Origin of the sequence: Chryseobacterium sp. (assembly GCF_019236175.1) — a bacterium.
Classification (GTDB): Bacteria; Bacteroidota; Bacteroidia; order Flavobacteriales; family Weeksellaceae; genus Chryseobacterium.
The window spans coordinates 64,144-84,549 of sequence record NZ_JAFAJM010000020.1; the positions used below are offsets into that span (position 1 = coordinate 64,144).

Below are 20,406 nucleotides of genomic sequence, written 5' to 3' on the forward strand. Positions count from 1 at the left end.
ATGACTCACAGAAAGCCACACTCACAATAATACCAGATCGGATTGCCAAGAAACAGAATAATTGACTGTCTCTATTTTTTAAGAACTTTTATGGTCTCTACACCTTTTCCCGTTTGTACTCTGACCCAATAAGAGGCCGGGGTAAGAGATGACAAATTAATTTCTGCTTCAATGCCGTTTATTTCCTGTTTTATAACAGTTTGCCCCAGAAAATTAATCACTTCAACATTTAAAATGGGTTGTTCGGATCTGAGGAACAATTTATTGGCAGCAGGATTAGGAAAGAGTTTAAATTTCGTTTTTTCTACTGAGGATACGTTTAGATAACCAGAACAAATAATTCCGCTAATTACAGCACTGTTGTCAACCCAGTTGGATGAGTTTCCATTTAAAGCAAAGCCGTTAAGCGTTCCATTGTAACTATTTCCGCTGCTGTCTTGTAAGAAGGTTATGGCTGCATTATTTGCATTGGCAATGCCCTGATTAAATTTATAATACGCAATTAGTCCTATTTGTGGACCTGGCAGCTCACAGTTCATATGATTGGTTATTTCTCCGGGAGACAAAGCTCTATTCCATATTCTCACTTCGTCCATGGTTCCTGTAAAACTGTTTGCAGCATTATTAAAAGCGCCTAATCTAACCATATTTCCTCCATCAACCGGATCAACATCAGTATTGGTAGATACCAGTTGTCCGTCTTTGTATAATTTCAGTGTGGTAACAGCAGCATCGTAAGTTACTGCAACGTGATGCCAGGTATTAACAGACAGAGGAACATTGTCTTCTACAGCAAACCAGTCACCGTTATGCCCTGCAGAAAGTTTACCGGAATTATTGGGGATCCAGAAAGCGTGCAGCCCATCTGAATCGCCACCAGAGATAATGTTGTTTTGGGTATTTAAACTTTTCACATAAACCCACGCTTCTTTAGTATAACTTGTAGGCAAAATATTTCCACAACTTACATAATCGTTTACGCCATCAAAATCCAACGCTGCTCCCTGCTGAGAAAATCCAAATTGGAAAATCATTACAAAACAGGCAATCCAAATTTTTTGAAAATTTAGTTTGAAAGGCATTAAAAGTATTTTTCTTTTCATAATAATAATTTTTATTAATTACTCCACAAAATTCCATTATTCTTCCGGAGATTCATACAGGGGGAAACCCCTGAATTAAACATTGTATAATTTTCAAGATTAGAAATTGATACATTTGTAAAAAAATATAGGTATGCCTACGATTAAGAAAATCATATTCTTATTCATTACTTTTTTTACCTTATCATGTAGAGAAAAAAAGGAAAATTTTTATTTTGAAAAAGAAAGCCCGTCAAAAGAGGAATCTACAAAAGTCTGGCTAAAAAAAAATGAAAACTATAACGCAGATAAAGAACGTTACCTGAAAGTTTTTCTGGACTACTACCAAAGTAAAATGGCAAAAGGGGATTATTCAAACGCCTCCAAAATTCTGGATGTAGTGACTACAAAATGTGTTTATTTTTATGATTTCGACCCTCGTATTACCAACGTTGTAAAAGAATTTGATGAAAGGTATAGAAGTGAATTACCACCCTTAAAAACAATTTACATTGACAGTTATTATGGTAATTTAGAATTTGACAGGGATCATCTCAACAAGGCTAAGGATTACTTTTTAAAAATTACCGCTTTAGAGCCGGATGATTATAAAAGCTGTTACAAAATAGCCCGTGCTTATTATGATTTATCTTATACTTATTTTGTTTTAGGGGATTTAAAAAACAGTATAGAAGCGAATGAAAAATCAAGAAACTACTCCCTAAAAATTAGGGACAGGGAAAGCATAGCTTCTGTAGAGTCGAATTATGTCAATATATACAAAGCAAACGGTTCTTTTCAAAAGGCAGTCGCAAGTGCGGATGAGGCGATAAAGATCTCTAAAGAAATCGGGAACACCTATGATTATTTTATGGGCAGATACAACAAATGTTCTGTGTATGGTTTCTTTAATCAGCATCAGTTGAAAAATAAATACATCCACGAAACTTACAAAGAATATTTAACCAGTCAATATGATAATGATGTGCTTCTGCTTGGTATTTCTGATTACGAAATAGAAGCTTTAACTGAAGAAAATAAATTAGACGATGCCAAAATAGTTTTAGACAGAATAGAGCCTGTTGCAGAAAAAAATCCCTCTCAAAACTGGCAAAAGGATTACCAGGCGACATTAGCTTTATATCAAATTACTAAAGATGTAAAAACGTGTAACACGAAATATATAGAAAATTCACTGCCCAATTTGCTTGAACATAAAAACTATGAAAGAGCCAACCTGTTTTACAGTGTTTTATTAGAAAAAGCAATTCAAAGCAAAGATCCGGACAAGGTTGCTTTTTATAGTAATGAAGTGTACCGTACAAAGGACAGCTTATCAAGCGCAAAAAGTAAGCTGATCAATTTAGAACTCGCCGCAAAATATGAAACGAAAGAAAAAGAGCAGGAAATTAAACTCCAACAAGAAACCATTATCAATAAAAATGCTGTTATTGTAGCTCTAATACTCGTCTTTATTGCATTGTTATTAGCCATTATTATCTATTATTTAAAACAAAAACAAAAGAAATTGTCTTTAGAAAAAGAACAATCATTGCAGTTTACTAAAAACCTTCTGGATAAAACCGAGGAAGAACGCAAAAGAATTGCCTCTGACCTCCATGATAGCGTGAGCCATGAACTATTGTCGCTTAAACATTCGTTCGAGGCAGGACAGCTTCAATTAAATGAAAAAGTGGATAGCATTATTAATGATATCAGAGCTATCAGCAGAAATTTACATCCCGTTCTTTTTGAAAAAATAGGACTTGAAGCCAGTTTGGAGCAGTTCATAGAACGAATTCAAAATACCCATCTTTTTATGATCTCATCCGAAATCAATTATCAGAATGGTCTCACGACTGAAAAAGAATTACAAATCTACAGAATTGTGCAGGAAGCTGTTTCAAATATTATAAAATACGCCGATGCCATCGCGGCAAAAGTAATTTTAACTGAAGATAAAGACACCGTTATTTTAGAAATTATGGATAATGGAAAAGGTTTTAATGTAAAGGAAACGCTGGAAAAAAAGGATGCTTTCGGACTACACAATATGATAGAAAGAAGCAAAGCAATTGGTGGACAGGCTCATATCACATCCACTGATAAAGGCACAAAAATACTGGTACAAATAAAAAAATAATACAATGAAAATTCTGGTTGCAGACGATCATCCTTTAACCCTGAACGGAACGGTTTCTTACCTTACCAATTTGGGATATAACGTAGTGAGTGCCTGCTCTAATGGAACGGCAGCACTTAATTACATTCAGGTTTATTTGCCGGATGTAGCAGTCTTAGATTTAAATATGCCGGGGTTGGACGGATTGGAAGTCGCCAAAAAAGTAATGGAAAATAAATGGCGTACTAAAGTGATCATCCTTACCATGCACAATGAAACCGGAGTTCTGAACAAGGCAAAAGAATTTGAAGTAGATGGATATATTTTAAAAGAAAAAGCTTGTCCGGATTTAGAAAAATGCATGAAAGAAATTGCTTTAGGAAAGAAATACTATTCAGGAGCTTTACTTCAGAATTACACGATAGAACATACTGAAGACCTCGGCAAACTCAACCTGTTAACATTTTCTGAAAGAAAAATAATAGAATTAATAGCGGGTCAAAAAACCAGTAAACAAATTGCAGAACTTCTTTTCCTGTCTGAAAAAACAGTAGAAGGACACCGTACCAGAATTATAGAAAAACTGGGAATTCCAAAAGAAAAAAACGCATTATTGATTTGGGCCATACAGAATTATAAAAAATGAAAAAAAAGTCCTACCCGATATTGTAAGTACCTTCAAAAAAGCCTGATAGCTCTACTTTAATACATTATGAAAAGAATAGACTGCGTTAAAATAAAAAACCGTCTCATACCAATAATGAAACGGTTTTTTATTAATCTATAAGATCGGGAATTCGTTTTATCTTCTGCCTCTTCCACCACCACCTCTGTTCATTCCTCCCATTTCCATTTCTCTTCCTCCTCTGTCAAATCCCTGTCCGCCCGGAAAGTTCATGCTGTGGATCATTGGGCCGGAATTATGATGAAACTGTCCCATATTATTTCTCATATTCATTTCATGATCCATTTGTTCTTTGCTTGCGGAAACACGGTTATCATGCATACCGTCCATTTCATCTTTATTCGGATGATACATTACGCCTTTTCCTCCATTAAAGCTCATACGATTGTTATTGACAATATTCACTTTATTGATGTAGGTATTATGAATGTTTTTATTCACTCTCCACACTGAAGTGTTGTACATAAAGTGTCCATGATCCCATCTTCCGCCATAGAAACCACTTCCAAAATATCCGAAACCATAGTTGATTCCTCCATAATACCCTACTCTAGGTCCCCAATATCCAGGATGCCATCCGTAGAAGCTATCGTAGAATCCCCAGTATCCGGGAGTCCATAATAGGCCAACAGCAGGAGGCAAAATCCAGACTCCTGGAACCCAGTAATATCCGCTTACATCCCAGGCCCAATATCCGGGCGTCCACAAATAACCATCTCCTGGACACGGAGGCTGTACATAATCCGGTAATGCAGGGGGGGCAAGCTGAGTTTTTACAGTGACAGTCGTCTGATCATCAATATACCCTGTATTCTGTGCAAAAAAAGAAGTCGTTGCAAAGAGAGCAATAATGGAAAGCATTATCAATTTTTTCAGAGCCAGGTACAATTTTGCGGCAAGCAATTGAGTACCGTCTGAGATCATATTATCCTTCATTAGAAATACGTCTTCATGATAGGAAATTGTGTGTGTTTTCATAAAAAAGAGATTTAAGGTTTGATTTAAATTATTATATCATACCTCATAGAGGTTATAGTTATCAAAAAATTAGAATTGAAAAACTATAATGTATGGGGATTACTCTTAATTATTGGGGATAAGAATGTAAAGTCATTATTTATTTTTTATTGAATAACATCCTTTTTCCAATCATTTATATCCAAACTACAGACCAATCTCACGAATTAAGCATCAATAAAATTAAAATTATATTAAATATTGAATACCAGATGAATACAGTAGTACTGAGAGGACAAAAAAACAAATGGTATAAATCCAAAAAATTTTTATATAATTTCAGCCTTTAAAATAAAACGGTTGTCAAAACGGTCTACTTTAATTAGATTTAGAAACGTAACATTTTTGGACATACTATTTTTTCTGAGGTAAATTGATCCAGTGAAAGCCGTCTTTGGCGATGAGTGCATCTGCATTTTCCGGACCCCACGAGTTGGCGGGATAATTCGGGAAGCTTGTCATTTTATTGTTCTCCCAATGATCAAGAATCGGCATGACAACTTTCCACGCTTCCTCCACTTGATCAGCCCGCATAAATAAGGTCTGATCTCCCGAAATAACATCCAGCAATAGTGTTTCATAAGCCTCCGGCGATTCGGTCTTTGTTTTTTCCGAATAATCAAATACCATATCCACCGTATTCAGCATCATTTCAAGACCCGGCGTTTTGCTTTCAAGCTGAAATTTAATCGACATATCTGGTTGGATACTAATAATAAGCCTGTTTTGTTTTGGAATAGTATGCTCTTCATTATTGAACATATTATGCGGCAGTTCCCGAAATTGCACCACAATATAGGAAGCTGTTTTAGAGAGTCTTTTGCCGGTTCGCAAATAAAAGGGAACGCCTTGCCAGCGCCAGTTATCGATATTGAATTTCATCGCGGCATAGGTCTCCGTATTTGAATCCGGCTGCACATCAGGTTCTTCAAGGTAACCGGGAACTTCTTTGCCTTCAACCCAGCCGGAGCCATACTGGCCTCTGACAGCAGTAGTATCAATCTTACCCGGAACAATTTTCCGAATGGCCTTCAAAACATCAACCTTTCGGTCACGCACAAGATCAGCATCGAAGTTGACAGGAGGCTCCATGGCAACAATACATAATAATTGCAGCAAATGGTTTTGGATCATATCCCGTAAGATACCTGCACGGTCAAAATAACTTCCCCTGTTTTCTACACCAATCTGTTCAGTCACCGAGATCTGAACATGTTCGATATGCGTACGGTTCCATAATGGTTCCATAATGGTATTGGCAAAGCGAAAAGCCATCACATTCTGAACTACTTCTTTCCCCAAATAATGATCTATCCTGTAGATTTGCTTTTCATCAAAAATGGTCAGCAGGTTTGCGTTTAACGCTTTTGCAGATTCCAGATCTCTCCCGAATGGTTTCTCAATGATGATGCGCGTGGTTTTCTGATCATTCTCCAGTTTGCTTTTAGAAATATTCTCTGCAATGGTACAGAACAAATCCGGTGAAACAGCGCAATAATACAGTATTGAAGGGTTCTGTTTCCACTCCTCCTTCCACTTGCTTACTTTCAGATAAAACTCGTTGTAAGAAGCCACATCATTAATATCAGCTGCCTGATAAGAAATATTTGAGGAAAATTCTGCCCACTTTTCTTTTTTAGCTTTACCCGTTCTGGAAAACTGATTGATTCCATCCAACAGAGAATCCCGATATTTCTGATCACTCAGTTCAGTTCTTGAAGTTCCTATGATGGCAAATTTTTCAGGCAATCTGTTTTCAAGAAAGAGGTTATACAATGCCGGGATAATTTTCCGTTGAGTCAGATCTCCGTTTCCTCCGAAAATAATCAAAACTGTAGGGTTTACTTTTGTATCTGATGTTTTTGACATTTTTATTTACTTTTTTTAAACTTAGATTAAAAACAAAAGGGTTCTTCTTTAAGATTTTCTGTCCTCCTTTTGGTATGAAAACAGCCGGTTATTTATGATTTACATTAAAATACTAATATTTGAAAACACTTACTATGACGGACGATCTTCCAGATTCCGAATTTTTTCCAGGCGTCGCAGATGTCTTTCAGCACCGATGAATTTTGCATTAAGAAAAGCTAAAACCAATTCTTCCGCGATGGCATACCCCGTTACACGTCCGCCGAGACAGATTAAATTCATATCATCATCCTCAACACCCTGATGTGCTGAGAAATAATCCGTAATTAATGCTGCCCGAATATCGGGAATTTTATTTGCGGCAACACAGGCTCCCACACCACTGCCACAAATTGCAATACCGCGGAAAACTGCTTTTGAAGCCACTGCTTTTGCAAGTGGAACTACAAAATCCGGAAAATCATCTGCATTGTTAAGTTCCATTGCACCATAATCCACCGGTTCGAATTGATTTTCAACTAAAAAAGATTTTATTTTTTCCTTAAGTTCAAAACCCCCGTGATCTGCGCAGATTCCAATTTTTATGAATGTTGACATTCCAATTTTGTATTTAATTCTAAAATATTTTGTAACTGTAAGAATACATGCTCAGCTTGTAAAAAGTCTATCTGCTTTTCGAAAATAAAGCGACAGCTCTTTGTACTATATTTTCAATGCTAAATCCATATTCTTTCATGATTTCTTCTCCCGGTGCGGATTCGCCAAATTTATCGATTCCGATCACATCACCATCGTCAGTTGTATATTTCATCCATCCCACTGATGAACCTGCTTCAACGGCCAATCGCTTACGGATATTTTTAGGTAAAACCTTTTCTTTATAGGCATCAGCCTGCTGATCAAATAAATTCCAGGAAGGCATGCTTACCACACGGGCATCAATCTTATTTTTCTTCAATTCCTCCTGTGCCTTCAATATTAAATGAACTTCGGATCCACTGGCAATCAGGATAATATCAGGCTCCCCTTCCGAATCTGAAAGAATATAAGCCCCTTTCTCCAGGTTTTTTGCATTTGCATATTTTTTTTGATCGATCATCGGAATTTCCTGTCTGGTCAGTGCAATGGCAACAGGCCCGCTTTTGTGTTCAATAGCAACACGCCATGCATGTACGGTTTCGTTTGCATCCGCCGGACGAATGACTGTCATATTCGGAACGGTTCGTAATCCGATCAGTTGTTCTACCGGCTGATGCGTAGTCCCGTCTTCTCCGAGACCAATACTATCATGGGTAAAAACCATGATCTGACGTATTTTCATAATCGCTGCAAGCCTGAGTGGCGGACGCATATAATCTGAAAATATTAAAAATGTTGCACCATATGGAATTAAATAATTGCTTAGAGCCATTCCGTTAAGCACGGCTCCCATGGCATGTTCGCGGATTCCAAAATGGAAATTACGGCCCTCACGGTTGGCTGCGGAAAATGATTGATAAGCTTCCAGAACTGTATTTGTAGAAGGCGATAAATCTGCTGAACCACCTATTAATTGAGGTAAATATGCTGCGACCGCATTCAGTATTTTGCCTGAAGCCTTACGGGTTGCCATATCTTCACCCTGTTCAAATACCGGCAGCTTTTCTTCCCAGCCCTGAGGTAATTTTCCGGAAGAGATCAACTCATATTCTTCAGCAAGATCAGGATATTTTTTCTTATAATTTTTAAATAAGTCATTCCATTCATCTTCATTTTTGGAGGATTTCCTGCCCGCTTCACGATAAAAATCTAACACATCATGAGGTATGATGAAGCTTTTTTCAGGATCAAACCCGAAGTTTTCTTTTACTAACCGAACTTCCTCTTTTCCCAGAGGTGAGCCATGTGCTGACGCAGAATCATGCTTATTGGGACTCCCATAACCGATATGGCTTCGAACTTTTATTAAAGAGGGACGCCCGGTTTCTTTCTGCGCGTTCCTGATGGCATCAGATAATGCTTCAAGGTCATTGATATCCGGTACTTCCTGTACATGCCATCCGTAAGCTTCAAATCTTCTGACAACGTCTTCATCAAAGGCCAGATCAGTATTTCCTTCAATAGTAATATGATTGCTGTCGTAGAAGTAAATCATATTTCCTAAACCCAGATGTCCGGCAAGCGATGCCGCTTCTGCAGAAACACCTTCCATTATATCACCGTCGCTGCATATGGCATAAATTTTATAATCAAAAATAGTAAAATCCGGTTGATTATAGCGTTTTGCCATATATTGCTGTGCAATAGCCATTCCGACTCCGTTTGCAAACCCCTGTCCTAACGGGCCGGTTGTCACTTCAATTCCGGGAGTAAGCCCATATTCAGGATGGCCCGCAGTAATGCTGTGTAGCTGTCTGAAATTTTCAATGTCACTTAATGTAACTTTATACCCTGTCAAATATAAATAGCAGTATTGCAGCATACAGGCATGGCCACAAGAAAGAACAAACCTGTCACGGTTCGCCCAGTCTGCATTTTGTGGATTGTAATGCATGACTTCAGACCACAGCAAATGTCCGAGTGGTGCTAAAGCCATGGGCGTTCCGGGATGTCCTGAATTTGCTTTCTGTACTGCGTCTGCTGAGAGAACTCTTACTGTATCAATACTTTTTTGAGTTAAATTTTTATTTTCCATTCTTACATTTTTGATTAATTATTTTTGTAAATGGGTAAAAGAAAAAGATCGAAAAACCTGTTGAATTTTTTGTTTTCAGTTTCCAAATTCAATGTTCCTTTGTTTTTACATCAAAACTGTGACCATTTAAAAACAGCCAAAGATTCAATACTTCAAAAAAATCTAAATAAGATGGTAACAGGAAAAGCCTATAGCCTGTTTCAGGAATGATGTAATTATTTCTCATCAGTCATCAATTGGGAGATTACGAAGCTTTACACCATCTTGTCAATAACCACCTGAGTTCTTATTCTTAAAATTATATTAATTTATTCATTAAGGTACGGCGCAAAAAAATAATTGATCAGACTAAATTGCCGATAGTAACAATTGACAGGATCATAATGAGTAAGATTTGAGTTGATGATACTCATCTTTGGTACAGTATCAAAATTTCAAACAAAAAAAAATCCCGGATTAACGGGATTTAAATTTCTTTTATTTAGATTTATTTGATCTCTACAGGAACTGAGATTTTATCCCAATCCATTGTGAATCCGTTATTGTTTATTTTATACACTAAAGTTTCCTGTGTTGCCGGTAAAGACTTTGTTTTTACATCCACACGTAAAGCATCTTTAGCTTCTTCATATTTATAAGCACCCCATTGTTTTGGCTCTTTGTTAAAAATCGCAGTCCAGGTTCCGCTTTCTTTAGGGATTAAGAAAAAGCTGTATTTACCTTTAGGCAGTTTTTTCCCCTGAACGGTAATATCTTTATCCGTTTCGAAAGTAGTGGCTTCATTAGCTCCTGCGCGCCAAACTTTATTATAAGCTTCTAAGCCACCCCATATGGTACGCCCTTTAACAGAAGGGCTGCTATAGGCTATTGTAATGTTTGCATCTTTAATTTTCCCTGTAGCAGTAGCTGGCGGGCTGGCAGGTTTTTTAGCCTCCTGAGCAAAAGCATTCACTGAAATCGTCATTGCTGCGAAAAGTACAGTAGCAGATTTAATCATTGTTTTCATACGATTTTTATTGGTTTGTTTTTGTTATTGTCTGTTTACGAATTTACGGTTTTCGGCTTATAAAACACTAACCCGATTGCTGAAAATATAATTACTGCTGCTGCACCAATTACATTAAGCCAAAGGAAAGATACGATATCGAACTGATAAACGGCAATTACAGCAATTTCTGATAAAATTGCCGCCATAAAAACAATTGCACCGGTGATTTTTTTATAGTAAAATGCTACAAGAAAAATCCCCAATATCGGGCCATAGAAAAGAGAACCTAATACATTGACTGCTTCAATAAGAGAACCCATCTGAGTGGCAAACATGGCTACACCGATTGAGAAAATACCCCAGGCCAGAGTGTGCAGGCGACTGTACCTCAATTCGGTTTTCTCATCAGGAATTTCTTTTTTAAATAATAAATGAACATCTTTTAATGAGCAGGCGGCAAGGGAGTTCAGCGCTGCCGAAATAGAACCCCAGCTGGCTAAAAAAATGACGGCAAACAATAGACCGATCATCCCTACAGGCAGGGTATTTTTTACGAAATACAGGAAAATATAATTTGTATCCGTTTTCTCTGCATTATAGTTTGAACTATTAATAGCTTCTTCTACCCTGCTGTGCAGTGCTTTTGCCTGAGTTTGCGTATCTTTAAAATCCTGAATTGTTTTTTTGAGTTGGGGAGAATGAGTTTCTTTCAGCTTTAAAATTTCTTTCGATTCTGCATTAAATTTTGCCTGCAAATCTTCATGCTCTTTTTCAAAAACTGCTGCTTGTTCAGGTTTTGTTTCTTTTAAATATTGATAAGATCGCTCATTAAAATAAATCGGAGCCGGTTTTAAAGAAAAGAATGCGAAAAGCAATGCGCCGATCAGGAGAATGGCAAACTGCATCGGAATTTTAACCAATCCGTTCAACAGCAACCCCATTTTTGCATTAGTCGTGTCTTTCGCACTAATATACCTCCCTACCTGACTCTGGTCTGTTCCGAAATAAGAAAGTGCCAGAAAAAAACCGCCAATCAACCCGCTCCAGATATTATATTTATCTTTCCAATCGAATTCTGTGGTGATCACATTGAGTTTTCCGGATTTTCCTGCCAGATAAAGGGCGTCATTAAAGCCAATTCCGTTCGGCATATTCTGAATAAGCAGATATCCCGCAAAAGTCATGGTGCCTAAAATAATAAGAAACTGTAATTTTTGGGTGTGAGCAATCGCTTTTGCTCCGCCAACATAGGTATAAATTAACAGAATTCCCCCTGTTAAAACATTGGTTAAATAAATATTCCAGTTTAAAACGCTTGATAAGATGATACTCGGAGCATAAATACTGATTCCCGTGGATAGACCTCTGGAAAAAAGAAAAAGCAGTGACGTAAGTACCCGTGTTTTTTTATCAAATCGGTTTTCTAAATATTCATAGGCCGTATACACATTCAAACGCTGAAAAATCGGGATGAAAGTGATACAGATCACAATCATCGCCAAAGGCAAACCAAAGTAATACTGAACGAACCGCATGCCGTCTGTATACGCCTGTCCCGGTGCTGAAAGAAATGTAATGGCACTTGCCTGCGTAGCCATAATCCCGAGAAGTACAATGTACCAGGGCATTTTATTATCTGCTTTCAGGTATGATTCGTTGCTTTTTTGGCCACGGCCGATCAATACGCCATACACCACTACTGCCACAAGTGTAACAATAAGAACTGTCCAATCTATACTACTCATGCCCAGAATTTAGTAAACCAATAATAAAATACGATCTGCAATACTAATGCAACTGCTAATAGTATGTACCAGATATTCCAGTTTTTAAGTTGCTTGCTCATCAGTTTTTCTGTGCAGATAAAAAGTTAAAAAATAAACGTGCCGCACCCACATTTCCCGCAGGCAACTGTCTGAAAAATGCCAAGGGTGTATAAATGAAATTACCCTTCCCATATTGTGCATATAAAGTTGATCCCTGCAGAGGTTCTTCATTTGTATCGTGCATTTCAAAAAGCGGTTCATATGCTGTATCCCACTGATCCGGGAAATAGGCACCACGTTCCTGTACCCAGCCATTAAAATCATCGGCTGTAATTTTATTCGGAAAGTTCAGTAATTTATGATTAGGATTTAAAAATTTAACCGCCGCATTTTCTTCGGTAACCCTTTTATTGGCAATATTGAAATTATAGACTCCCAGTTTGTCAACGGTTGTATCCTGGTTGGTATTATACTGCATCACCAAATTACCTCCGGCTTTTACATAAGACCATAAAAAGGGCATCCAGCGCCCCAGCTTCTTCTCTGTGTTGTTCGCACGAACTCCCAGTATAATGGCATCATATTGTGATAGCTTGTTTTGACGACCATTTCCACCGGATTCATCGATGTTGCCATAAAAATCTCCGTCTTTCAGGACATCTACCTGTACCCCTGCAATACGCAGAAACTCAGGAATGAAATCTCCGGCACCTTCTATATACCCTACTTTTTTAACCTTAGCCTGAATATCACCTTTCATTACGATAGCAGTGGCAGGCGCAAAATATTGTAAAGAGGGTAAATGCGGGTACTGAATTAATATTTGCTTTTTATTATAGGTTACTCCGTCTGCAGTATAATTGGCATCCAATTGCAAACGAGATGAGTTTATGGAGGCAAGTTTAGTTTTTGGAATAACGTAATCAACAGTAAAATCTTTCCCATTGAGCGGATTTAGATCAGCGCCGCCTAATCGTTCTCCACTATACATCAGGTTTAGAATCCCTTTATTCAACTGTTTGTTAGAATTAACCTTAACATTTAAACTTAAATGCAAATCTTCATTTTCTTTGACCACATATAATGGTTGTGTAAATTTCAACTCCAGTGCAGGAACAATACGCAAAGCTTCCACCACATCACCACGCACAGGATCTAGCTTTTTGAAAGATAAAGGAAGTTTAACCTCAAAATTTTCCGAACCTATTTTTAAACTAAGCAACACATTCAGCGGTGATTCTGCCTCTGGCAAACCGACTAAAGTATCGTTCGGAACAGAGAACGTTGCCGCGTTTACAGGAGCTTTTGCCAACCAATAAGGTTCCGTGAGTGCTGCATCAGCAGGAATCTGAATATCATGCTGAATGGTAATTAAAGAATCTTTGGATAGTTTTGTGTTAAAGCTTTCTGATTGATTTAACCATTTTATATGATCTAAAACGACAGGATTTTCAGCTCTTGAAACCAGATTTAATCTGAAATTGTAATGATCTCCGGCCACTGCTTCAGCCTGGCTGGTAACTGCCTCACCCATAAATCCGGCACAGCTTAAAATGATATTGTCAAGAGATTGTAGTTTATCCTTTTTTAAGTCGGTATCGTTTAGTGCGATCACTTTTTTTCTTAAAGCAAGCAACGCAGGCAAACTACGGTCCGGCTTGTTGAAATTAAACGCTGAAATAATTTTATCAAGTGATTGGTCAATATCGGCATTTCCTTTTGTCGTCCAGGTGTTTACTATTCCATCAAAAAGTGTTGCTTTTGCGGGTTCACCAGCAACATGGGCAAAGTATTCAGTTCTGATCCCGGCTACAGATTGTGTTCCTGCACCCTGGCTTTTATGTAAACTTCTGCTTAATCCGGCCAGTTCACCATAGCCCATTCCCAGTTGGGCATCATATTGTCCTACGGTAACTTTCAGTTGATTTTCAGCTGTGGTATTGACTGCACCAAAACGAAAAGTATTCCACAATACGCGTTTTGGCTGCCATACATTCACATATTTTAACTGATTCGGGAACGCCGATTTATCACCTGCCAGTTTAAAAGCTTTTTCTGCTACCACTGCCGAAGCTGCATGTTGTCCATGACCTGCCGCAGCCGTAGGAGGAAAACGACAGATGATCACATCAGGACGGAATTTGCGGATTACCCAGACTACATCTGCTGTAATACTGTCTGCATCCCATTGTTTAAAGGTATCGGTCGTATTCTTAGAGAACCCGAAATCAATCGCCCGGGTAAAAAACTGTTGGGCACCATCTAACTTTCTTGCCTCTAAAAGCTCATGTGTTCTGATTAAACCCAATGCAGCGCCCTGCTCTGTACCTAATAAATTCTGTCCTCCATCCCCTCTGGTTAAAGACAAATAGCCCGTTTCTACATTTTGATCGTTGATTAACCAGGAGAGCAAGCCTGTATTCTCATCATCGGGATGAGCCGCAAGGTATAAAACTTTAGGAAGGTGTTTAAGGGTTTTGAGCTCACGGTAAATTTCAGATGACTTTGATGGACGGACCTGTTGGGCCGAACAAAAAACCGTATACAATCCAAGGATAAATACAGTGCTTACTTTTTTGAACATTTAATTTTACTTTGCGAGGCAAATATAAGTAAATCATCTTTCTTTCAAGCTTAAAAGAATTAAACTATGAATTTCACAAAAAAAATATCTTTTTTTTATTAACCCGCAAAAGGCACACTCCCGCTTTTTGGAACTCAGGCTATTATTTTAAGGTATATACTTTGTGTATAAAAAGTACTCTACAGGTGTATTGAAAATCAAATATCTCCATCCTAATATATCTGATTATGCGATAGTTATACTAAAACACTACATCTGTCTTAGATTTCACCACAGATTATACAGATCTACTCGGATGATTGAGGATATTTTTTATCCGTTGGTCAAGATTAGTTTATCACTAAATAAACTCAAGTGTTTAAAGCCTTTTGTGACTATTGTGGGTAAGGTTAATAATTTATGTTTTTTTAATTGTATTTCTGGTAAGATAGATATAATTGAACATGCAAAATGTGGCTACCGCCCCGAAGGTATGCCATAAAAAGTGGGTTCCGAAACTGAACCAGTCCCATTTATCCGCGACCCGAAAGGTTAAAGCAAAAACAAATGACAATAAAGCAAAGCCTACCCATTTACCGGCTTTCCATTGGGTATACATCAAATAACTTACTACCGAGAAAAGTACAAACAAGGCCATAATTGCATAGTTTACATTGATAAAAAGAGAAGATTTATCTATCAAAATCCAATTTCTCAACGCAAACATAAGCACCATATATACAAGAACCATTACAACAGCATAATACCATCTGATACTTTGAGCTACGAAATAAAACCCCGCAGACAAACAGAGCAGCATAATGGGCAGCCAATCCATCATAATAAATACCGGCCACAGTCTGAATGAATGATAAACCGTTCCCCCTATCGCACCAATATATAATAAAACCAAGCAATAGGTTAAAAAAGGATATTCTTTAAAATTACCTTTCATTTTAATGGTCCAAAAAATGGCTATGGCTAAAAAAAATACGGCAGTTATTGCATTTAACGGCTCAGGGAAAAAATGAGCCATATCTGTTTCTTTGTATAACATGCCTCCGTCCGGAGGTATTTGGCTTATCCGCATAGTCTTTTTTTATATTATATGTACTTATGATAACTACTTCTAAATATAGAAAAAATTATAGCATTATATACGTTGTTGTGTCCGGGTATGTTTTATAAATACTAATTCCCTTTCAGTTTCATTCAGGCATAGTCTGATATTCTTTTTTTATCATAAAACCTTTTTTTAATAAAAGATTAGGTATTACTACTGACAGAAAGGTATTTTTTAAGTAATACTTTTACAGGGTGAATGAAAGCGAAAAACATTTTGCTTCCATCCCACAACTATTAATCATAAATCTATTAATACATGAAAAAATTCTTACGAAAAAATGCGTGGAATGAGGAAGGAACGTTTAATAATCCCGATTTATACTGGTATGCAAGAGCAGTTGCTGAAATGCAGTCCAGAAAATTGGATGATCCAACAAGCTGGTGGTTTTTTGCTGCCATTCACGGGGAAAATTTTGCCGGGGACCCTGATGGTATTGACTGGAATACTATTAAAGCTCCGCCAAAGGTACCTACAAGCCCTTTTCCGTCTAAAGATATAAAAGACAAGTATTGGAATCAATGCCAGCACCAAACCTGGTATTTTGCCCCATGGCATCGTGGCTACCTTATGGCTTTGGAAATTCAGATCAGAGCAATAGTGATAGAACTTAATGGACCTGATGACTGGGCTTTACCATATTGGAACTACTTTGGTGGAGAAAAAGAAAATAAAATACCTCCGGCATTTACCCGCCCGTTTTTAGACCGCGATACGCCTAACCCTCTTTTTGTTGCAGAGAGACACGGTCCTGATAATGACGGAAATATTTACATCAAATTATTTAAAGACGGCAAGCCAAGAGTTACACAAAATTGTGAACTTAAGACAGTATACACCGGTAATCAAAATTGTTTCGGCGGCCCTGAAACTGATTTTTCACATTATGGAACGATATTTCCTGAAGAAAGTTTAGAAACCAATCCTCATAATTTTGTTCATAATGACGTAGGAGGAGTTGTTAAAGGAAATGAAGGTCTGATGTCTGATCCTAACGCTGCCGCACTGGATCCTATCTTTTATCTTCATCACTGTAATATTGACAGAATGTGGGCATCATGGAATGCCAAGGGAAACAGTAATCCATCAGAGAAAAAATGGCTGGGAGGCCCGAAGGAAATTGGAGAACGTGAGTTTGTAATGCCTTTACTTGATGGAAAAGAATGGACGTATACGCCTAATGATGTAACCAATCTTGATCTTTTGGATTACAGCTATGATGATCTTAAAACAGAAGTACAACCTGCTGCTGCAGAGACTACTACTGAGAGACTGAAAAAACTAGGAATTCCGATTTCGGATGATGCTCAACTAACTGAATCTACTATGGATAATCATGAGAAACCAACAGAATTAGTCGCTGCCAACCAAGGTTCTTTTGAAATTAAGAATGCAGTCACCAAAACAACCGTTAATTTTTCCGATAAAGGATTAAAGAAAGTTTCTACAAGCCTTTTAAGAGCGTCTGCAGATGAAATTCCTGACCGTATCTATTTGGTTCTTGAGAATGTGAAAGGAAATATCAACGCCAATACGCTTGAAGTTTCTGTCAACAATCAGCATATAGGATTTATTTCGCTTTTTGGACTTCGCAATGCATCACTGGACGATTCTCACGGAGGAGGTAACGGGCTTAGCTTTTCTTTAGATATTACCAATATTATTGATCAACTGCATCTTGAAAATGATCTTGATAATTTAAAATCTTTAGATGTTGCCATTACTCCTGATAACGAAATCTTATCCGATGCGAAAATTACAGTAGGAAGAATAAGTGTTTACAGAGAAAAACAATAGCAATGAAAAGATCAAATGCTAATCGGAGCCTCATCAGTTACAGTGTATGGGGTTTCAGCATTATCTGTTGGTTTATCCTGCTTTTCAATCCCGGCAATTTGCTCACCGCAGCACATTGCCAGATGAATTTATGTAACGGAAGCAGCGCTTCATTAAAAATGATCCTTACCATAAATCCTTTCTCTGAAATGATGACCGGATGGATATTGATGGTATTGGCAATGATGCTTCCCAAGCTTATTATTCCCATTCAGAGCATCATTAATCAAAGTTTTAAAAGTATGAGCTTTTTATTGGTAATTCTTTTTATAACAGGATATGTTTTGATGTGGACTGTAACCGGCTTTTTATTAAACATTTTCATCATTTTTGTGAGTATTCAGATGCCCGGATCTTTTATTCCGGCAGCTATTTTTGGGATCATCACCTTAATCTGGCAATTTTCTCCCATTAAGCAAAAGTGTCTTAACAGGGGACATTATCATCCTGTTTTGGCAGCGTGGGGTTCAAAAGCTTATAAGGATGCTTTTTCATTTGGGATTACTCATGGCTTCTGGTGCGTTGGCGCAGGCTGGGCATTAATGCTTCTCCCGATGGTATTACCACAGGGACACCATTTGGCAATGCTAATCGTCACGTTTATGATGCTGAGTGAGCATATGGAACATCCGCAAGCTCCCCGTTGGCGTATAGATCTGAGGTTGAAACTGCTGAGAATAATAATCCCTGAAAATCCTATCAGACGTTGATCTGCTATTAAAAAGATCAGATTACAATATCCCAATAGCGCCCTTTTTTATAAAGTGGCGCTATTTTTTGTATTCGTATAATTTTCAATCAGCTGGTTTTTAATTCAATTTACTTATTAAATTTGCTTCACTAATGATTAATTTGCATTAATGGATCTACAACAGCTCAAATATTTTCTGGCTCTGGCAAAAGAACTTCATTTCTGGAATACGTCTGCGAAAATGAATATTACGCAATCTGCTTTGAGCCGGCACATTCAGTCTTTAGAGAATGAACTGGGAGTTCAGTTGTTTTATCGTGATAAGCGAAATGTGAAACTGACACCTGCAGGAAAATTTTTGCAAGAAAAATGGGGTGAAGAACTCAGCCAGATGGAGTCTTTTCATCAGCTGGCCCGGCAAATACATTTAGGTGAATCCGGAACCATAAGAATTGCACATCCCGATTCTATCTCCTCTTCGGTTTTGCCCGATTTTGTGAAAAAGGTTTCGGCAGCTTTTCCCCGTCTTAATCTGGAATTGTTCCAGCTCACGAATGAAATTCAGGAAGATTATCTTAAAAATTACAAGATAGATCTGGCATTTTCGCGGGATATCAATACCTATTCGGCAATTAATGAAAAGAAATTATGCCGGGAAAATCTGTCTTTCGTTCTTCCCGAAAATCATCATTTTAAAACCCTCGCAGATATTACCGAAGAAACCCTGAAGGAGCAAAAATTTCTTCTGACAACGGGCGATGACGGCAGCAGCTACAATCTGCTGGTTCAGGAAGTTCTCGATTTTTATAAAATCAATCCCGGTTCTTATATTCGCTGTGAGTTTGGATCAACCATTATTTCGCTGATAAAAAACGGATTGGGTATTTCAATTCTGCCGCATTCTTATCATCTTCATCAAAATACCGGAATCCGCTTTATACCGCTACCCTTTCTTACCGATTTGTACATCCAATGGCGAAAAGACGACCCTAATCCGATTCTTAAAAATATTCTGGAATTAGTGTAAAACCATTTCTATGTGCGGAATTCCGTCTTCTTCATAAGGTTCTCCTACTTCACTGAAGCCCAATGAATTGTAGAATTTCAACAGGTAAAACTGGGCACTGATTCTAATTCTGGATTCTTTAAGAATATCCTGACAGCCTTTGATGGAATGTTCCATCATCTGTTTTCCTAATCCCAGTCCTCTATACGCTGTACCAATCACAACACGGCCAACAGAAGCGTCTTCGTACGTCAGACCAGGCGGAACAATTCGGGTATATCCCGCCAGATTTCCATCCACGAAACACATCAGGTGATGGCATTGTATATCTTTATCATCAATGTCCTGATACACACAGTTTTGTTCTATAATAAATATTTCGCTTCTTAATTTTAAGATGTTGTAGAGTTCGATTGTGGACAGTTCTTCGAATGATTTTATAAAAAATTCAATTTTCATTGTGTTGCTTTTTAAATCCAGTTTCATCATAATATCGGTCTGTTCTTCGTTTCCGAGCATAAAAATATGTTGATCAAATTCTTTAAATCCGTTTTTCCTGTAAAAGCCAATAGCCCGCAAATTGTTTTCCCAGACGCCCAGCCACAAGTAATCTACCTTTTTTTCTCCGGCAATGGCCATCGCTTTCTCATAAAGAGCCTGCCCTACTTTCTTTCCGTGAAATTCTTTAGAAACATATATTCTTTCAATTTCAAGGGCATTGTCCCCTTTCATTTCAGTTTGGGATGAGCCGGTATTGAGTTTTAAATACCCAATGACTTTATCATCCAGTCTGGCAAAGTAGAATTCGGAGTTGCTGTCTTTGAGTTCACCCTGAAGCTTTTCTGTTGCAAAACTTGTTTCCAGATATTGCGCCATACTTTCTTCCGTATTATTTTCGGAGAATGTCTCAGAGAATGTTTTTTTACCGATCTCCTGTAATGCTGCTATCTCGTTGTCTTTAATTTTTGTGATACTGATTTCCAT

Annotated in this window: 15 protein-coding genes and 1 pseudogene; 5 read left to right on the forward strand and 11 right to left on the reverse strand. The window is 37.7% G+C overall.

Translation table 11 applies throughout. From position 1 onward, the window contains the following. Nucleotides 1-71 precede the first annotated feature (71 nt). On the reverse strand, nt 72-1,103 hold the full coding sequence (locus JO178_RS18690; protein ID WP_291939032.1) for a LamG-like jellyroll fold domain-containing protein: 1,032 nt from the start codon (nt 1,101-1,103) through the stop codon (nt 72-74). A gap of 133 nt (nt 1,104-1,236) precedes the next feature. Here JO178_RS18690 and JO178_RS18695 point away from each other — a divergent pair, with 133 nt between their 5' ends. Both JO178_RS18695 and JO178_RS18700 read left to right on the forward strand, forming a co-directional pair. Further along, a complete protein-coding gene (locus JO178_RS18695; protein ID WP_291939034.1) occupies nt 1,237-3,225 on the forward strand; it encodes a sensor histidine kinase in 1,989 nt (662 codons plus the stop codon). Nucleotides 3,226-3,229: 4 nt separating this feature from the next. Further along, nucleotides 3,230-3,850, forward strand: coding sequence for a response regulator transcription factor (locus JO178_RS18700; protein WP_291939035.1), 621 nt, complete (start codon nt 3,230-3,232; stop codon nt 3,848-3,850). A gap of 156 nt (nt 3,851-4,006) precedes the next feature. Here JO178_RS18700 and JO178_RS18705 read toward each other — a convergent pair whose 3' ends face one another. The 8 genes from JO178_RS18705 to JO178_RS18740 form a co-directional block, all read right to left on the reverse strand. Next, nucleotides 4,007-4,867, reverse strand: a complete 861-nt coding sequence (locus JO178_RS18705; RefSeq protein WP_291939038.1) for a YXWGXW repeat-containing protein — start codon at nt 4,865-4,867, stop codon at nt 4,007-4,009. A 393-nt stretch (nt 4,868-5,260) separates the two neighbouring features. Then, a complete protein-coding gene (gene zwf / locus JO178_RS18710) occupies nt 5,261-6,775 on the reverse strand; it encodes a glucose-6-phosphate dehydrogenase (RefSeq protein ID WP_291939041.1) in 1,515 nt (504 codons plus the stop codon). Nucleotides 6,776-6,907: 132 nt separating this feature from the next. Further along, nucleotides 6,908-7,372, reverse strand: coding sequence for an RpiB/LacA/LacB family sugar-phosphate isomerase (locus tag JO178_RS18715; RefSeq protein ID WP_291939045.1), 465 nt, complete (start codon nt 7,370-7,372; stop codon nt 6,908-6,910). A gap of 67 nt (nt 7,373-7,439) precedes the next feature. Beyond that, nucleotides 7,440-9,449, reverse strand: coding sequence for a transketolase (tkt, locus tag JO178_RS18720; RefSeq protein ID WP_291939048.1), 2,010 nt, complete (start codon nt 9,447-9,449; stop codon nt 7,440-7,442). A gap of 487 nt (nt 9,450-9,936) precedes the next feature. After that, on the reverse strand, nt 9,937-10,455 hold the full coding sequence (locus JO178_RS18725) for a DUF2911 domain-containing protein (protein WP_291939053.1): 519 nt from the start codon (nt 10,453-10,455) through the stop codon (nt 9,937-9,939). A gap of 35 nt (nt 10,456-10,490) precedes the next feature. Continuing rightward, a complete protein-coding gene (locus JO178_RS18730; RefSeq protein WP_291939056.1) occupies nt 10,491-12,182 on the reverse strand; it encodes a sodium:solute symporter in 1,692 nt (563 codons plus the stop codon). Nucleotides 12,183-12,282: 100 nt separating this feature from the next. Beyond that, the gene (locus JO178_RS18735; protein ID WP_291939057.1) at nt 12,283-14,787 is read right to left on the reverse strand and encodes a PIG-L family deacetylase; all 2,505 of its coding nucleotides are present in this window, start codon (nt 14,785-14,787) and stop codon (nt 12,283-12,285) included. 397 nt (nt 14,788-15,184) lie between these two features. Then, nucleotides 15,185-15,802, reverse strand: coding sequence for a hypothetical protein (locus tag JO178_RS18740; protein ID WP_291939061.1), 618 nt, complete (start codon nt 15,800-15,802; stop codon nt 15,185-15,187). A gap of 345 nt (nt 15,803-16,147) precedes the next feature. Between JO178_RS18740 and JO178_RS18745 the strand changes: the two genes are divergently transcribed. From JO178_RS18745 to JO178_RS18755, 3 genes are all read left to right on the forward strand, one after another. Continuing rightward, nucleotides 16,148-17,686 (forward strand): tyrosinase family protein, encoded by a 1,539-nt coding sequence (locus JO178_RS18745; protein ID WP_291939063.1) that lies wholly within the window; start codon nt 16,148-16,150, stop codon nt 17,684-17,686. A gap of 2 nt (nt 17,687-17,688) precedes the next feature. Next, complete coding sequence (locus tag JO178_RS18750; RefSeq protein ID WP_291939065.1) at nt 17,689-18,435, forward strand: DUF2182 domain-containing protein; 747 nt, start codon at nt 17,689-17,691, stop codon at nt 18,433-18,435. Between the two features lie 150 nt (nt 18,436-18,585). Then, nucleotides 18,586-19,443, forward strand: a complete 858-nt coding sequence (locus JO178_RS18755; RefSeq protein ID WP_291939068.1) for a LysR family transcriptional regulator — start codon at nt 18,586-18,588, stop codon at nt 19,441-19,443. On the opposite strand, the gene JO178_RS18760 is transcribed toward JO178_RS18755, so the two are convergent. Together JO178_RS18760 and JO178_RS18765 are read right to left on the reverse strand one after the other, a co-directional pair. Next, nucleotides 19,435-19,911 (reverse strand): GNAT family N-acetyltransferase, encoded by a 477-nt coding sequence (locus tag JO178_RS18760; RefSeq protein WP_365867227.1) that lies wholly within the window; start codon nt 19,909-19,911, stop codon nt 19,435-19,437. The two genes, JO178_RS18755 and JO178_RS18760, sit on opposite strands and share 9 nt — an antisense overlap. Further along, a pseudogene (locus JO178_RS18765) lies at nt 19,894-20,406 on the reverse strand (GNAT family N-acetyltransferase); the annotation flags it as partial. The pseudogene JO178_RS18765 and the gene JO178_RS18760, both read right to left, overlap by 18 nt.